The sequence below is a fragment of the Sphingomonas panni genome (genome assembly GCF_022664435.1).
GTDB lineage: Bacteria > Pseudomonadota > Alphaproteobacteria > Sphingomonadales > Sphingomonadaceae > Sphingomonas > Sphingomonas panni.
In genome coordinates, this window is record NZ_JAKREU010000001.1 from 180,609 (window position 1) to 196,516 (window position 15,908).

General features: G+C 66.5%; 13 protein-coding genes. 4 read left to right on the top strand and 9 right to left on the bottom strand.

Annotated elements, in window-relative coordinates; all coding sequences use genetic code 11:
• Positions 1-23: 23 nt before the first annotated feature.
• Entirely contained in the window at positions 24-1,289 is a 1,266-nt protein-coding gene (locus MF609_RS00970) for a GGDEF domain-containing phosphodiesterase (protein WP_242414463.1), read from the bottom strand.
• A 485-nt stretch (positions 1,290-1,774) separates the two neighbouring features.
• On the opposite strand from MF609_RS00970, the gene cysD reads away from it, so the two are divergent.
• From cysD to MF609_RS00985, 3 genes are read left to right on the top strand one after another with little or no spacing between them, the layout of a single operon-like run.
• A complete protein-coding gene (gene cysD / locus MF609_RS00975; RefSeq protein WP_242414464.1) occupies positions 1,775-2,692 on the top strand; it encodes a sulfate adenylyltransferase subunit CysD in 918 nt (305 codons plus the stop codon).
• Positions 2,692-4,617, top strand: a complete 1,926-nt coding sequence (gene cysN / locus MF609_RS00980; protein WP_242414465.1) for a sulfate adenylyltransferase subunit CysN — start codon at positions 2,692-2,694, stop codon at positions 4,615-4,617. Before cysD ends, cysN begins: the two co-directional genes overlap by 1 nt.
• Positions 4,614-5,339, top strand: a complete 726-nt coding sequence (locus MF609_RS00985; protein WP_242414466.1) for a 3'(2'),5'-bisphosphate nucleotidase CysQ — start codon at positions 4,614-4,616, stop codon at positions 5,337-5,339. The genes cysN and MF609_RS00985 overlap by 4 nt, the downstream gene beginning before the upstream one ends.
• Before the next feature lie 6 nt (positions 5,340-5,345).
• On the opposite strand, the gene MF609_RS00990 is transcribed toward MF609_RS00985, so the two are convergent.
• Positions 5,346-6,494: an ATP-binding protein gene (locus MF609_RS00990; RefSeq protein WP_242414467.1), complete on the bottom strand. Its 1,149-nt coding sequence runs from the start codon at positions 6,492-6,494 to the stop codon at positions 5,346-5,348.
• Positions 6,491-8,380 carry a putative bifunctional diguanylate cyclase/phosphodiesterase gene (locus tag MF609_RS00995; RefSeq protein ID WP_242414468.1) on the bottom strand — a complete coding sequence of 630 codons (1,890 nt, stop codon included), beginning with the start codon at positions 8,378-8,380 and terminating at the stop codon, positions 6,491-6,493. The genes MF609_RS00990 and MF609_RS00995 overlap by 4 nt, the downstream gene beginning before the upstream one ends.
• Before the next feature lie 157 nt (positions 8,381-8,537).
• Between MF609_RS00995 and MF609_RS01000 the strand changes: the two genes are divergently transcribed.
• Positions 8,538-9,491, top strand: coding sequence for a cation diffusion facilitator family transporter (locus tag MF609_RS01000; RefSeq protein ID WP_242414469.1), 954 nt, complete (start codon positions 8,538-8,540; stop codon positions 9,489-9,491).
• Positions 9,492-9,629: 138 nt separating this feature from the next.
• On the opposite strand, the gene MF609_RS01005 is transcribed toward MF609_RS01000, so the two are convergent.
• The 6 genes from MF609_RS01005 to MF609_RS01030 form a co-directional block, all read right to left on the bottom strand.
• Positions 9,630-10,769 carry an aldose epimerase family protein gene (locus tag MF609_RS01005; RefSeq protein WP_242414470.1) on the bottom strand — a complete coding sequence of 380 codons (1,140 nt, stop codon included), beginning with the start codon at positions 10,767-10,769 and terminating at the stop codon, positions 9,630-9,632.
• A 101-nt stretch (positions 10,770-10,870) separates the two neighbouring features.
• Positions 10,871-12,154 (bottom strand): UDP-N-acetylglucosamine 1-carboxyvinyltransferase, encoded by a 1,284-nt coding sequence (murA, locus tag MF609_RS01010; RefSeq protein WP_242414471.1) that lies wholly within the window; start codon positions 12,152-12,154, stop codon positions 10,871-10,873.
• Positions 12,155-12,235: 81 nt separating this feature from the next.
• Positions 12,236-12,736 carry a hypothetical protein gene (locus tag MF609_RS01015; RefSeq protein WP_242414472.1) on the bottom strand — a complete coding sequence of 167 codons (501 nt, stop codon included), beginning with the start codon at positions 12,734-12,736 and terminating at the stop codon, positions 12,236-12,238.
• Position 12,737: 1 nt separating this feature from the next.
• On the bottom strand, positions 12,738-13,064 hold the full coding sequence (gene clpS / locus MF609_RS01020) for an ATP-dependent Clp protease adapter ClpS (RefSeq protein ID WP_242414473.1): 327 nt from the start codon (positions 13,062-13,064) through the stop codon (positions 12,738-12,740).
• A gap of 153 nt (positions 13,065-13,217) precedes the next feature.
• Positions 13,218-14,024, bottom strand: a complete 807-nt coding sequence (locus tag MF609_RS01025) for a phasin family protein (RefSeq protein WP_242414474.1) — start codon at positions 14,022-14,024, stop codon at positions 13,218-13,220.
• Between the two features lie 115 nt (positions 14,025-14,139).
• Positions 14,140-15,831, bottom strand: a complete 1,692-nt coding sequence (locus MF609_RS01030; RefSeq protein ID WP_242414475.1) for a PHA/PHB synthase family protein — start codon at positions 15,829-15,831, stop codon at positions 14,140-14,142.
• Positions 15,832-15,908: the final 77 nt, after the last annotated feature.

Genomic DNA, 15,908 nt, shown 5'->3' on the forward strand with positions numbered 1-15,908 from the left:
CCCGCCCGATAGCGGCGTGCTGCTCAGCCGACCTTCCATTGCCCTTCGTTGCGACGGAACGAGAGACGCGGGCCAGCCATCGCCGCGACATGCCGCTCTTCGGCGAGGAAGGAGAGGAACGCGGCAAACTCGATCGGGCGACTGATCAGGAAGCCCTGCACCATGTCGCAGCCCATGACGCTCAGCAACGCCAGTGCCGCGGGCGTCTCCACGCCTTCGGCGGTCACCTCCATGTCGAGCGCATGGGCAAGGTCGATCGTCGAACGCACGATCAACGGGTCGCGGTTGCTGCTGGTCAACTGCGTCACGAACAGCTTGTCGATCTTCAGTTCCGAGGCCGGCAGGCGCTTCAGATAGGCAAGCGACGACAGGCCGGCACCATAGTCGTCGATGGCGAGCGGCACGCCGATAGCGGCGAACATGCGAAGATTCGCGATCGCACTTTCCGGATCCCGAATGACGGCGGTCTCGGTAATCTCGAACCCGATCTTCGCACCGCCGGCACGGACCAGCGCACAGGCGTCGTGAACGAAGCCGCCATCCGACAGCAGGATGCCCGAAATGTTGATGAAGATCGGGATGTCATGCCCCTGTGCCGCCAGCGCGCGCTGGTCGGCGATGACCCGCTCGATGATCCACAGCGTCAGGATGCCGATCGCGCCGGATCGTTCGGCCGCTTCGATGAACATGCCCGGCAGGATCAGCCCGCGCACCGGGTGACGCCATCGTACCAATGCTTCGGCGCTGACCACCTCCTGCTGCCGGACGCGTACCTTGGGCTGATATTGCAGGAAAATCTGACCGGCCGCGATCGCCTCGGGCAGTTCGCGCATCAACTGGACCGGGTCGTCACCAGCAGACGGATTGGCGAGGTCGCGGACCACATCGCTCCCGATCTCGCGCGCGTCGGCCAGGGCCTGTTCTGCCGCCTCGATCAACTGGAGTTCGTCGGAATCGAACATCGGCGCGCCGATGCCACCGATTCGCAGCGACAGGTGGTAGGTTTCGCCATCGAGATCGAACGGCTCGGCCATGACCGCACGCATCCGTTCGGCGATCGCGACACCTTCGTTCGACGATTCACATTCGAACGACAGTTCCAGTGCCGCCTGGCCGGAGCGGTCAGCCCGAACCAGCGGCAATGCGGCGACGAGACGCGCGACGACGTCGTCGATCACCAGCCGGGCACGCGACACCCCCACGCTGCGACGCAGGGTAACGAAGTCCTCCAGTTCGGCGAGCAGGATGAAGCGGTAGGTAACGCGATGGTCCGGCACGTCGGTCGGCATCGTCGCCTTGCGAATCGACGTGCCGCGACGCGATCGTGGTCGATTTCCGGCCCCGGAAAACGGGGAATGATCCGATCTGGAGCGGCGCATACCCGTCCCGGATACCCGCCGAACTGCAAAGCTTGCGTTAACGACGCCGACGCACGGACTGCGGAAAAACGCTGTAATTCCAGTTTGGCAATCGGTTAATTTTCAGTTAATAGTTATGGACGCTTCGGCGTAACTGGGAGAAAGAATATGCAGGCATTTTTTGCTCTGTTCCGCGATCACTACGGCACCGATCTGCGCCCGATCTGAACGGAACCGGCGCCTGGACCATTCCGGTCATCCGGTGGGTCCAGGCGCTTTCAATCGGCGACGCGCCGACCGACGATGGCCGCGTCCAGCAGCGGATACCCGGCCGCTCACCCGATAGCTGAACTGCCGCCCGCCCGAGGAATCGTTGTTTCGGGTCCCGGCACCGGATCGCTACCTGCGATCGCATAATGACCGATATCAGCACCGATCGCCTGACCCATCTCCAGCGGCTGGAGGCGGAGAGCATCCATATCCTGCGCGAAGTCGTGGCCGAGGCCGAACGCCCGGTCATGCTCTATTCGGTCGGCAAGGATTCGGCGGTGATGCTGCATCTCGCCCGGAAGGCGTTCTATCCCGCGCCACCGCCCTTCCCGCTGCTGCATGTCGATACGACGTGGAAATTCCGCGCAATGTACGACCTGCGCGACCGGGCGGCGCGCGAAGCCGGCATGGAATTGCTGGTCCATCAGAATCCGGAGGCAAAGGCGCGCGGGATCAACCCGTTCGACCATGGCAGCCTGCACACCGACCTGTGGAAGACCGAAGGGTTGAAGCAGGCGCTCGACCATTATGGCTTCGATGCGGCGTTCGGCGGGGCACGGCGCGACGAGGAAAAGAGCCGGGCGAAGGAGCGCGTCTTTTCGTTCCGTTCGGCCAATCACCGCTGGGACCCGAAGGCGCAGCGGCCCGAACTCTGGCACCTGTACAATGCCCGAAAGGCCAAGGGCGAATCGATCCGCGTCTTTCCGCTGTCCAACTGGACCGAGCTGGATATCTGGCAATATATCCTGGCCGAGGGGATCGAGATCGTACCGCTGTATTTCGCCGCACCGCGCCCGACCGTGGAGCGCGACGGCATGTTGCTGATGGTCGATGACGATCGCTTCCCGCTGGCACCCGGCGAAGTGCCGGTCGACCGGTCGATCCGCTTCCGCACGCTCGGCTGCTATCCGCTGACCGGCGCGGTGGAAAGCGAGGCGGCGACGTTGAGCGAAGTGATCCAGGAAATGCTGCTGACCACCACCTCCGAACGGCAGGGCCGCGCGATCGACCGCGATGCGGGTTCGGCCAGCATGGAAAAGAAGAAGCAGGAGGGCTATTTCTGATGGCGACCGCCCCCGCCTATACCCCCGACGCGCTGATCGCCGACGATATCGACGCCTATCTGGCGCAGCATCAGAACAAGTCGCTGCTGCGATTCATCACCTGCGGATCGGTCGACGACGGCAAGTCCACGCTGATCGGGCGTCTGCTGTACGATTCGAAGATGATCTTCGAGGATCAACTGGCCGCGTTGGAAAGCGATTCGAAGCGGGTCGGCACGCAAGGCGGCGAAATCGACTTCGCGCTGCTGGTCGACGGCCTCGCCGCAGAGCGGGAGCAGGGCATCACGATCGACGTCGCCTATCGCTTCTTCGCGACCGAAAGGCGCAAGTTCATCGTCGCGGATACCCCCGGCCACGAACAATATACCCGCAACATGGTGACCGGCGCGTCGACCGCCGACCTGGCTGTGATCCTGATCGACGCGCGCAAGGGCGTGCTGACCCAGACGCGGCGGCACAGCTATCTCGCGCACCTGATCGGCATCCGTCACATCGTGCTGGCGGTGAACAAGATGGATCTGGTCGGGTACGACCAGGGCGTGTTCGACCGCATCGTCGCCGATTATGCCGCCTTTGCCGACTCGATCGGCATCGCCGGTTTCACCGCCATCCCGCTGTCGGGGTTCAAGGGCGACAATATCGCTGCCGTGCCATCGGCCAGCACGCCATGGTATGCTGGGCCTGCGCTGATCGAACATCTCGAATCGGTCGAGCTGGACAGCGAAGCCGCCGCCGCCCGCGCGTTTCGCTTGCCGGTGCAGTGGGTCAACCGCCCCGATCTGAACTTTCGCGGCTTTGCCGGCCTGATCGCCAGCGGCACGGTACGGCCGGGCGATCCGGTGCGGGTCCTGCCGTCGGGCAAGACCAGCACGGTTGCGCGGATCGTCACGATGGACGGCGACCTCGACCAGGCAAGCGCCGGCCAGTCGGTGACGATCACCCTGACCGACGAGATCGATTGTTCGCGCGGCGACGTCATCGCCGCCGCCGACGTGCCACCGCAGGTCGCCGACCAGTTCCGCACGACCATCGTGTGGATGGATGGCGAGGCACTGCTGCCGGGTCGTGCCTATTGGCTGAAAACCGGATCGGGCACGGTGTCGGCCACGGTGCAGAGTCCGCGCCACGCAATCGACGTCAACACGCTGGCCGAATTGTCGGTGAAGACGCTGCAGCTGAACGATATCGGCGTGGCGGACGTCTTCACCGATCGCGGCATCGCGTTCGAACCCTATGCCGAGAATCGCGATCTCGGCGGGTTCATCCTGATCGACAAGATCACCAATGCGACCGTCGCCGCCGGCATGATCGACTATTGCCTGCGCCGCAGCCAGAATGTCCATTGGCAGTCGATCGACATTACCCGCGAAGCGCACGCCGCGCAGAAGAACCAGTCGCCGCGCGTGCTGTGGTTCACCGGCCTGTCGGGATCGGGCAAGTCGACCATCGCCAATCTGGTCGAGAAGAAGCTGCACGCGCTCGGCAAGCACAGCTTCCTGCTCGACGGCGACAATATCCGCCACGGCCTGAACCGCGACCTGGGCTTCACCGATGCCGACCGGGTCGAGAATGTCCGCCGCGTGGGCGAGGTGGCGAAGCTGATGGCGGATGCCGGGCTGATCGTGCTGACCGCGTTCATCTCCCCCTTCCGCGCCGAACGCGATCTCGCGCGCTCGATGTTGCCCGAGGGGGAATTCGTCGAAGTGTTCATCGACACGCCGCTGGCCGTGGCGGAGGCGCGCGACGTGAAGGGGCTGTATGCCAAGGCGCGGGCCGGCACGCTCGCCAACTTCACCGGCATCGACAGCCCGTACGAACCGCCCGTCCGCCCCGATATCCATGTCGACACCACGCGCGAAACGCCGGAGGCCGCCGCCGAACGCATCGTCCAGCATGTGCTGGGCATCTGGGCACCGGTGTTGTGACCGACGACGCACTGTTGGCCACCGCCATCGCCGCCGAGGCGGGTAAGCTGTTGCTGGCGATCCGGGCCGAAGGGCGCGAAAGCGGCAAGGCGCTGGGCGACCGGGGCGATCGGGAGGCGAATGCCCTGATCCTCGACCGGCTGCGCGTCGCCCGGCCCGATGCCTTCGTGCTGTCGGAGGAATCCGCCGACGACAAGGCACGCTGCGCGGCGGCGCAGATCTGGATCGTCGATCCGCTGGACGGCACGCGCGAATATGCCGAGGGGCGGGACGACTGGGCGGTGCATGTCGCACTGGCGGTGCAGGGCCGGGCCGAAGCGGGAGCCGTCGCGCTGCCCGCACTCGGCATCACCCTGTCGAGCAGCCCCGCACCGATCGTTCCCCCCGCGCCCGCCCGACCCCGCATGGTCGTCAGCCGCACCCGCCCCGCCCCGCAGGCGCTGGCGGTGGCGGAAGCGATCGATGCCGAGTTGATCCCGATGGGGTCGGCCGGGGCCAAGGCGATGGCAGTGGTGCGGGGTGAGGCCGACATCTACCTCCATGCCGGCGGGCAATATGAATGGGACAGCTGCGCGCCCGTCGCGGTGGCACTCGCCGCCGGGCTGCACGCATCGCGGATCGACGGGACGCCGCTCTATTATAATTGTCAGGATACGTGGTTGCCGGACCTGCTGATCTGTCGCCATGCCGATGCCGCACGAATCCTGCCGCTGATCGCCTGAGCGAGCCTACCCCACCGGCAGCGTCAGGATCGCCCGCGCGCCGCGCCCCGGCCCTTCGCTGTCCAGCCGCAGCGTGCCATCCATCGCCGCCATCCAGTTCGCCGACCAGTGCAGGCCCAGCCCGCCCGACTTGGCCTTGCGCGTCGAATAGCCATGCTGGAACAGCATCGGCGCATCGAGCGGGTCGAAGCCGTCGCCATCGTCGGCGATCACCACGCCGACGCGCGGTCCGGCAGTGACGGTAACGATCACCTGCCCCGCCCCATCGCCTCGCGCGGCGATGGCTTCGGCGGCATTGCGGAACAGGTTGCCGATCACCTGGCTAAGGATCACCCGGTCGGCTCGCACCCAGCAGGGCGTCGCAGGAAAGGCGACCGCGATCGAATGCCCCTCGCCATAGCGCGCGATGGCCCCGTTGCGCGCGATCAGGTCGCTGACGTCGCACCGCTCCAGCACCAGTGCCTCCGCCGCCCGGTCCTGCGGCCCGCCGATGATGTCGAGGACATTGGCCAGCGCCGCGCGGCCGGTTTCGAACTGCGCCAGCCGCTCGACCCGCGCCCGCGCCGCCGCATCCACCGCGGTCAACAGATAGGCGGCCAGCTTCCCCCGCCGCGCCGGGGGCACATCGCCGCTGGCCAGTTCGGCGATGACCCGCTCGATCGTCTCGCGCTCGGCGATCGGCGGTTGGGCAAGGCCGTGCGACAGGATCGCGCTGATCGGCGACAAGGCGTTGCGGGTATTGTGGACGAGGGCGGCGCGGCTCTCCGCGCGCCCCAGCCGGAAGGAATGCAGCTCGCGTCGCCCGGCCTGTTCCTCCACCTGTCGCCGGACCAGCGCCAGCCGGCGCGACAGGGAACGGATTTCAGCCGGGGCCGCAGACAGCTCGTCCGGCGGCGCGCGCCCCGGTTCGAACAGCGTCGCCATCTCCTGCCCGACCAGCCGCAGCGGATCGGTCACCCAGCACGCTATGCCGCGGCGGACGGTCGCCAGCAGCAGCACGAGCAGGACCGCACCCGTTGCCACACCCCACAACGCGGCATGGCGGGTAACCAGGAGCGCCAACGAAAGTCCGGCCGCTGCAATGCCGATCCCCCCGACCAGTGCCAGTCGCCGCACCAGCGCGGCACCCAGCGGCCAGGCGACCCGCGCGGTCATGGTCGGGCGGGATCGACCGCCGGTTGCGCGGCCCCCGGCACCTTCCCGTCGCGCGCCATCTCCGTCGCCGCCGCGCCGTCGACAGGGCGCGACAGATAATAGCCCTGGACATGCGAACAACCGGCCAGTCGCAGCGCCTGCAACTGCTGTTCGGTTTCCACCCCCTCGGCGATGACCTGCAACCGCAGCGCGCGGGCAAGGTGGATGATCGAGTGGACGATCGCCGCGCTTTCGCGCTCGCGGCCCATGCCGTCGATGAAGCTGCGGTCGATCTTCAGGCAGTCGAGCGCGAATTTGCGGATATTGTAGAGCGAGGAATAGCCGGTCCCGAAATCGTCGAGCGCGATGCGGAAACCCATCTGCCGCAGGCGATAGAGCGTATCGGCGGCGCGTTCGGCATCGTCGAAGATCGCGGTTTCGGTAATCTCGATCTGCAACCGGTCCGGCGAGACGCCGGCACGCTGCACCTTTTCGACCAGATGCCCGACGAAATTCTGTCGCCGGAACTGGCGCGGCGAAAAATTGACCGAGACATAATGCCCTGGCCATTCGGCCAGACAAGCCAGCGCCGTGTCCAGCACCCAGTCGCCCAGGTCGTGGATCAGGTTCGATTCCTCGGCGATGGGCATGAAGGTCGCCGGGCCGATCGCGCCATGGTCGGGACTGTTCCAGCGCAGCAGCCCTTCGAACCCGACGATCGCCAGCGTGTCGTGCGCCACGATCGGCTGGTAGAGCAGCGCCAGTTCGTGATTGGCGATCGCCTGGGTCAGCCCTTCCTCGATCCGCCGGCGGAAACGGATCGATTCGTCCATGCTGTCGTCGAACAGGCGCACCACGCCCCGACCCGACCGCTTGGCCTCGTTGAGCGCAAGGTCGGCGCGACGCATGACATCGACCGATTCGCGCCCGCCCTCCCCGCTCACCATCACCACGCCGATCGACGCCGCACCGTGGATCGGGTGGCCGAACACCTGCAGATCGCCCGAACAGGCCCGCACCAGCCGTTCGCAGCGCATCACCGCATCGTCGGCGGTATCGGCATGGAGCAGCACGCCAAATTCGTCACCGCCCAGCCGCGCAACGAACCCGTCCGTGCCGACCCGGTCGACCAGGATGGTGCAGATGGTGCGGATCAGTTCATCGCCGACCAGATGGCCGAGCGTGTCGTTAATAAGCTTGAACCGGTCGAGATCGATCATCGCCATGGCGAAATTTCCCGGCCGCCGCGCCTGTTCGGACAGGATTCGCAGGAAGGCCAGCCGGTTGGGCGCACCGGTCAGCGGATCGCGATTGGCGAGGCGGATCGCCTTGCTCTCGTTCGCGGCCAGTTCGCGCGCCTGATCCTCCAGCTCGTCGATCTTGGCGGCCAGCGCCGCACGGGTTTCGGCCAGCGCACGATCGGCCAACCAGCGATGCGACAGCGCCGTCGCGGTCTGGACCACTTCGTCGGCGGTAAACGGCTTGGCGATGTAGAACAGCCGGTCGGGCGGACCCGCCACCTGTGCGACCTGCGCCGGGGAAAAGTCCGAATAGCCGGTGACGATCACGATCTGTATGTCGGGGTCGATCGAGCGGATGCGCCGCGCCGTCTCGCGCCCGTCGATGCCCGGCGGCATCCGCACGTCGATGAAGGCGACGGCGAATTGCGCTCCGTCGCGCACCGACCGCTCGACCGCCGCAACCGCCTCCGCCCCCTGATGAACGTGGCTGAGGTCCAGCCGGAGCGGCGGCGGCTCGTCCGCTGCCACGTCGTCGAACAATTGCGCGGCAAGATCGGCCAGCGCCGCCTTGTCCGCCGATGGCGTGAACGACATGCGATAGGATTCATGCACGGCGGGGTCGTCATCGACGATCAGGATGCGGGCGATGGGATCGGCAGGTTCCATAACGTCGGCAAACTTTTCCGGCTGGCGACCAGCGTCGCGGGAAGTGCCGGGTCAGCGCGTGACGGGCCGTTTCGATCCCGTTTCGGATATCACTCGCGAAACTTCCATCCTCCGCCGCCTCTGGTCAGTCGATCGGCACAATGCCAGAACGCGGCGCATGGGCGCACATCATCACGGGCATGGCCACGGGCACGACCATCACGATCATGCACATGGTCACGGGCATGGAGGCGGGCATCATCATCTGCCGACCGATTTCGGTCGGGCCTTCTTCATCGGGACGCTGCTTAACATCGGCTTCGTCGTGGTCGAGGGAGGTGCGGGTTTCTGGTTCGATTCGGTCGCATTGCTGGCCGACGCCGGGCATAATCTGTCCGACGTGCTGGGGCTGCTGATCGCATGGGGCGGGATGGAGCTGGCCAAGCGTCCGGCGACGCGGCGCTTCACCTATGGGCTGGGCGCATCGACCATCCTCGCCGCGCTGGCCAACGCGCTGGTGCTGTTGGTGGCCGTGGGAGCCATCCTCCTGGAGACGATCCAGCGACTGGGCAGTCCGCGCCCGATCGACGGCTGGCCGGTGGTGTGGGTCGCGCTGGCGGGGATCGTCGTCAACCTGGCGACCGCGCTGCTGTTCGCGCGCGGGCGGCATGGCGACGTCAACATCCGCGGGGCCTATCTCCATATGGCCGCCGATGCGGCGGTATCGGCCGGGGTCGTCGTTGCGGGGCTGGTGATCCTGTGGACCGGCGCGACGTGGATCGACCCGCTGGTCAGCCTGATCGTCGTCGCGATCATCCTGATCGGCACCTGGGGGCTGCTCAGCGAATCGCTGCTACTGGCGCTGCAGGCGGTGCCGCGTGGGATCGATGCGCAGGCGGTCGAGGCGCTGCTGGCCGCGCAGCCGGGGGTCGTGCGCGTCCACGACCTGCATATCTGGCCGATGAGCACGACCGAGACCGCGCTCACCGCGCATCTGGTGGTGCCGGCCGGGCATCCGGGCGACGGGTTCCTGGCGGCGCTCGGCGAGCGGCTGGAGCATGACTTCGCCATCGGCCATGCGACGATCCAGATCGAGACCGGAGACGATTGCGCGATGGCACACGCGCATTAGGGGTTAGGGCGAGTCATCCCCCTTGTCGTCATCCCCGCGCAGGCGGGGATCCATAGACGCTGACGTTGCTGATCGATCCGGATCGTCAGCGTGTATGGATTCCGGCCTTCGCGGGAATGACGATGAAGGCTGGCCCGCTCAGCGCGCCACCGACACCCGGTACACCATGCGATGGTGGTACGGCTTGCCCGGCTCGACCCGCGCCGATCCGAACGCCGGCTGGTTGGGCGTGTCCGGGAATTTCTGTGGCTCCAGCGCGATGCCGTCGCCCATGCGGTACACATGCCCCTTCTTGCCGATCAGCGTGCCGTCGAGAAAATTGCCCGAATAGAATTGCACGCCCGGCTCGGTGGTCAGCACCTCCAGCACCCGGCCCGACGCGGGGTCCTCCAGCCGCGCGGCCAGCTTCGGTTCGCGGGTGATGCCGGCGTCGAGGACGAAGTTGTGGTCGTATCCGCGCCCGACGACGATCTGCGGATCACGACCGTCGCGGACATCCTGCCCGACGATCCGGCCGCGGGTGAAGTCGAACATGGTTCCCGCAACCGCACGGCGTTCGCCGGTCGGGATCAGCGCGTCGTTGACCGGCGTATAGCGGCTGGCCGGGATGGTCAGCTTGTGGTTCATCGTGCCGACCGTGCTGCCCTCGCCGCCCATGTCGAACAGCGCGTGGTTGGTCAGGTTGACGATCGTCGGCGCATCGCTCTTCGCATCGAAATCGATCGTCAGCGCGCCCTTGTCGTCGAGCGCATAGGTGACCGTCACGTCGAGCGTGCCGGGATAGCCCTGGTCCCCGGCGGGGCTGCTGAGCGCCAGCGTGACCGAGGCGGTCGGGCCGTCCTTGACCGATACGATCCGCCACACCCGCTTGTCGAAGCCGACCGTGCCGCCGTGGAGCGAGTTCGCCTTGTCGTTCTGAGTCAGCTGATACGCCTTGCTGTCGAGCGTGAACTTGCCGCCGGCGATGCGGTTGGCGTAGCGGCCGATGGTCTGGCCCCAGTAATTGGGCGCGGTGATGTAGCTGGCGGCGTCGTCATAACCGAGCGTGACGTCGGCGACCTTGCCGTTGCGGTCCGGTGCGTTGAACGCCTGCAGCGTCGCGCCCAGCGTCATGATCCGCGCGCTGACGCCGTTACGACCGGTCAGCGTGACCGCCTCGACCGCCGTACCGTCGGGCAGCTTGCCGAAGCTTGTCCGCTTCGCCGTCGCCGCCTGTGCCTGCGCGCCGCACAGCGTCATTGCGGCCAGCGCTGCGCCGGTCAGAAACATTCGCTTCATCGTCACCCCTCCCACTCGCGACCGGCGGGCTGTTGCGCGCCGTGTCCGGTTCGTTGGGAAAGATATAGTCCGACAATAAGCGGCAGTTCAAGCGCGCTCGATCAGCCGTCGCCCAGCCGTTCGATATCGGCCCCGACCGCCTGCAGCTTTTCCTCGAGCCGCTCATAGCCGCGGTCGAGGTGATAGACGCGGCTGACCGAGGTTTCCCCCTGCGCGGCAAGGCCGGCGATGATGAGGCTCATCGATGCGCGCAGGTCGGTCGCCATCACCGGCGCGCCGATCAGGCCGGCCACGCCGCGCACCACCGCCGACCGGCCGGTCACGGTGATGTCTGCGCCCATCCGCGCCAGTTCGGGGACGTGCATGTAACGATTCTCGAAAATCGTCTCGGTCAGCACGCTCGCACCCTCGGCGCGGGTCAGCAGCGCCATGAACTGCGCCTGCATGTCGGTCGCGAAGCCAGGATAGGGCGCGGTCGACAGGTTGATCGGGCGGATGTCGCCGCCCGCCTCGACGAACAGCGAGGTCGCTTCCTCACGCACCGCGACGCCGGCTTCGACCAGCGCGTCGATGGTGGCACGCATGTCGCCAGGCACGACGTTCGCAAGTTCGACCGCGCCCCCGGTGATGGCGGCGGCGCAGGCGTAGCTGCCCGCCTCGATCCGGTCGGGCATGACCGCATAGGTCGCGCCGTGCAGCCGGTCACGGCCTTCGATGGTCAGCGTGTCGCTGCCGATACCGTCGATGACCGCGCCCATCGCGACGAGGCAGCGACACAGGTCGACGATCTCCGGCTCGCGCGCGGCGTTCTCGAGGACGCTGGTTCCCTTGGCCAAGACCGCCGCCATCACCGCATTCTCGGTAGCGCCGACCGACACGACCGGGAAGCGATAGCGCCCGCCGGGCAGGCGTCCGCCGGGCGCGGTCGCCTTCACATAGCCGGCCGCCAGTTCGATCTCGGCACCCAGTGCTTCCAGCGCCTTGAGATGGAGGTCGATCGGGCGGTTGCCGATCGCGCAGCCACCGGGCAGCGACACCGTCGCCTCACCCGCGCGCGCGACCAGCGGGCCGAGCACGAGGATCGACGCGCGCATCTTGCGGACGATGTCATAGGGAGCGACGGTCGAGGTCAGCCGCTGGCCGCGCATCGTCATGACGCGGCCGAACTCGCTGGGGTGCGACCCTTCGACCGTGGTCGACACGCCGAACTGGTTGAGCAGGTGACCGAAGCTGTCGACGTCGGCGAGACGCGGCAGGTTGCGCAGCGTCAGAGGCTCCTCGGTCAGCAGCGCACAGGGCAGCAGCGTGAGAGCGGCGTTCTTCGCGCCCGAGATGACGATGCGGCCCGACAGGCGATTGCCGCCGCGAATGACGATACGATCCATGGGGCAGCTTCTAGTGGGTACGCTAGGCTGTGCAAGAGGCGCACATCGATCCTCCCCGTGCCGGTGAGGATTTGAGGGCAGTCAGCGCCCCGGCGGCGTGATCCGGCGCAGCAGCAGGAACGGCGCGAAGTTCGGCTGCTCGATCGCCAGCGTGACACGGCGGTCCTGCGTGGTGCAGGTCAGGACATGGTCGCCGCCGTCGCCGCACCGCCACGGCATCCGCTCGATCTCGGCAGCGGCGTCGCCCCCGACCACGCGCTCCAGCACGGAATAGCGCTTAGTTCGCGCGGCCCAGTCAGCGAAACAGGCGTCGCCGCCGCGCACCCGCCAGCTTTCCGCCAGATAGCCGCCCTGACGCATGTCGCGCAGACGGGTAATGTCGTCGCAGTGCGGCAGCCCAAATTCGCGCCGCAAACCATCGGCGGCGAGCCGATCAACCGGCGTTTCCGGCTCCGGCGAGCGGACGACGGTGCGCGGGGTAACGCGTTCGGTGCGTTGCGCCATGGGTCCGGCCGGGGCGGGCGGTTCGGCGGAACAGCCCGCGATCAGCAGCGCGCAGACAAATGCCGCGCCGCGCCTCACCTCAGGCCTTCTCCAGCGTGCATTGCAGCGGATGCTGGTTCTGGCGGGCGAAGTCCATGACCTGCGCGACCTTGGTCTCAGCCACCTCATAGGTAAAGACGCCGCAGACGCCGACGCCGCGCTGGTGGACGTGCAGCATCACCCGCGTCGCTTCCTCCATGCTCATGCGGAAGAAGCGTTGCAGGCACAGCACGACGAATTCCATCGGCGTATAGTCGTCGTTCAGCATCAGGACGCGGTAGGGCGTCGGCTTCTTGACGCGAGTCTGCGTCGCGACGCCAAGGCCGGTCGCGTGGTCGTCGTCATGGTCGCGGTCGTCACCGGCCATCGGGATGCAGGGCTGTCGAGACATGTCGTCGCAAAATATGGCATCGCCGGGGTGCAGGGCAAGGGGGTGCGGGAGCATCACATGCCCGGCCGGACGCAAAAAGGGCGACCGCTCGCGCGATCGCCCTTTCCGTTCGCCTCGGCGAAAGGTCGCTTACGCGACGGTCTTCACCTTGTCGGCGGCAACCGCGACGCGGTTGCTGATCGGCTGCGCGGCGTCGCCGGCCAGCTTGATCATCATTTCGGTGGTCTTCGACGCTTCGGCGACGAACGAGTCGAACGACTGGCGCACGAAGTCCGACTGCAGCTTCATGAATTCGGTCGGCGACTTGACCGACGCCAAGGTCTTGGCGGTCGAGGTCGCGTGTTCGAACGACTTGCGGCCATATTCGGCCATTTCCTGGCCCAGCGTTTCGAGGCCCTTGGCGGCGATGCGGCTGGCTTCGACGAACGCTTCGACGTTGCCCTTGGTCAGTTCGTTCATTTCCTCGAACCCCTTCTGGCTCTTTTCGAACGCGGCCTTCGCCTTCTCGTTCATGTCGGCCATCATGGCCTGCGCCTTGTTGGCAGCGTTCTGGGTGGTGGCGGTCGCTTCGTTGGTGACGTCCATGGTCTTTTCCTCGACTTGCGCGGTCACGGTCTCTACCGCCGCGGTGGTTTCCTCGACCGCGTTCTGCGCGGTTTCGACTACGGCTTCCGCCGCCTTGGCCACCGGTTCCGCGACGGGCGCGGGATCGACAGCGGGTAGTTCAACCTTGAAGGGCAGTTCGCTCGGCGCGGGCTTCGGCTCGGCGACGAACGGCACCGGCGGAACATCAGCCGTTTCCGGTGTCTTCACCGGTTCGGCGACCGGCACGACCGGCGTCTTCGCGGCAGCCTCGACCGGAGCGGTCGCGACCGGGCGGGTGGAACGGGCACCGGCGGGCTTGCGCGTGCCGGTCTTCGGACCTCTCGTGGCCACTCGACTTCCTCCATCTAGTGCTGCTGCGATGCACCAAATAGCGAAAGTCGATGGCAGTTTCAAGACAGGATTTTGTGCAGCGCAACATAAATATGCTGCACGTTTTTACCGATACTTAGCGCGTGCGGACATACTCGCCGGGTGCATCGCACAGCGCGGGTGCGGTGCCGTTGCCGGGGACACGCGCGCCAGTGGCCGGAACGGTCGCGCCATCGGCCCCGGCGATCCATTTGCGCCAGTCCGGCCACCAGCTGCCCTTGGTTTCCGACGCACCGGCGATGAATGCCGCCAGCGATGCGGCGGGGGCATCATTGGTCCAGTACTGATATTTGCCGGCCGAGGGCGGGTTTACCACGCCGGCGATATGCCCCGACCCGGCCAGCACGAAGCGCAACGGACCGGCGAAATGCTCGGTCACCTTCCACACGCTTTCCGGCGGGGCGATATGATCCTCGCGCCCGGCTTGGATATAGGCGGGCGTCTTCACGGTGGTCAGGTCGATCGGCACGCCGTCGACGCTCATCGATCCGGGCTGTGCCAGCCGGTTGTCGCGGTACAGGTCGGTCAGATAGCCCAGATGCCAGTTCGCCGGCAGGTTGGTGACGTCGGCGTTCCAGTGGAGCAGGTCGAACGGCGCATAGTCGTTGCCGAGCAGATAGTTGTTGGTGACGTAGTTCCAGATCAGGTCGCGCCCGCGCAGCAGGTTGAACGTCGCGGCCATGTAGCGCCCGTCTAGATAGCCGTCCTTGCCCACCTGCCGGATCAGGTTCAGCTGCTCATCGTCGACGAACAGCGACAATTCGCCGGCATCGGCAAAGTCGACCTGCGCGGTGAAGAAGGTGGCGGTGGCGACCTTGGCCGCCTCCCCCCGCGCCGTCAGCAGCGCCAGCGTTGCGGCCAGCGTCGTGCCCGCGACGCAATAGCCGATGGTGTGGACCGATTCGACGCCGAGCAGATCGCGCACCGTGTCGATCGCGTCGATCTGTCCGCGCACGACATAATCGTCCCAGGTCACATCCTTCATCGTCGCGTCGGCCGACTTCCACGACACAACGAACACGCTCAGCCCCTGCTCCACTGCCCAGCGGATGAAGCTCTTCTCGGGCGTCAGGTCGAGGATGTAGAAGCGGTTGATCCACGGCGGAAAGATCAGCAGCGGGATCGCGCCGACCGTCTCGGTGGTCGGCGCATAATGGATCAGTTCGTAAAGCGGCGTGCGCTTCACCACCTTGCCCGGCGTCGTCGCGACGTTGCGGCCCAGTTCGAACGCGCTGGTATCGCTCTGCGTCATCTGCCCTTTGGACAGGTCGGCCAGCATGTTCTGCAGGCCCTTCAGCAAATTCTCGCCGCGCGTCTCAATAATCTTTTCGACGACCAGCGGATTGGTCGCGGGGAAGTTGGTCGGACTGAGCGCATCGATCAGCCCGCGCGTGGCGAAGCGGAGCTGTTCCTTCTGCTTGCCCTCCACGCCGTCGAGCGCGTCGACACTTTTGAGCATATGGTCGGCGACCAGGAAATAGCTCTGGCGGATAAAGGCGAACAGCGGGTCGTCATGCCATTGCTTCGCCTTGAACCGCTTGTCGCGGGCGCGTTCGGGCGATTCCTCGACCGGGGCGGCATTGGCGGGATCAAGGAAGCGCTGCCACAGCTTCATCGTATCGGCCCAGAAATCGGTCTGCGCCTTCAACAGGCCGGTCGGATCGGGGATCGCCGGGGTCCGCTCCAGCAGGTCGATACCCTGTTCCAGCATCATCTGCTGCGCCCGGCCGAGCATCTGCGTCCAGTGCTGCAAGTCCTCCAGCGACATGGACGAAGACGGGGCCGCGGCGGACGGTGCGTTCGACTCGACGGTCATTTTCTTCTCCTAAGGGCGCGCAGGCCTAC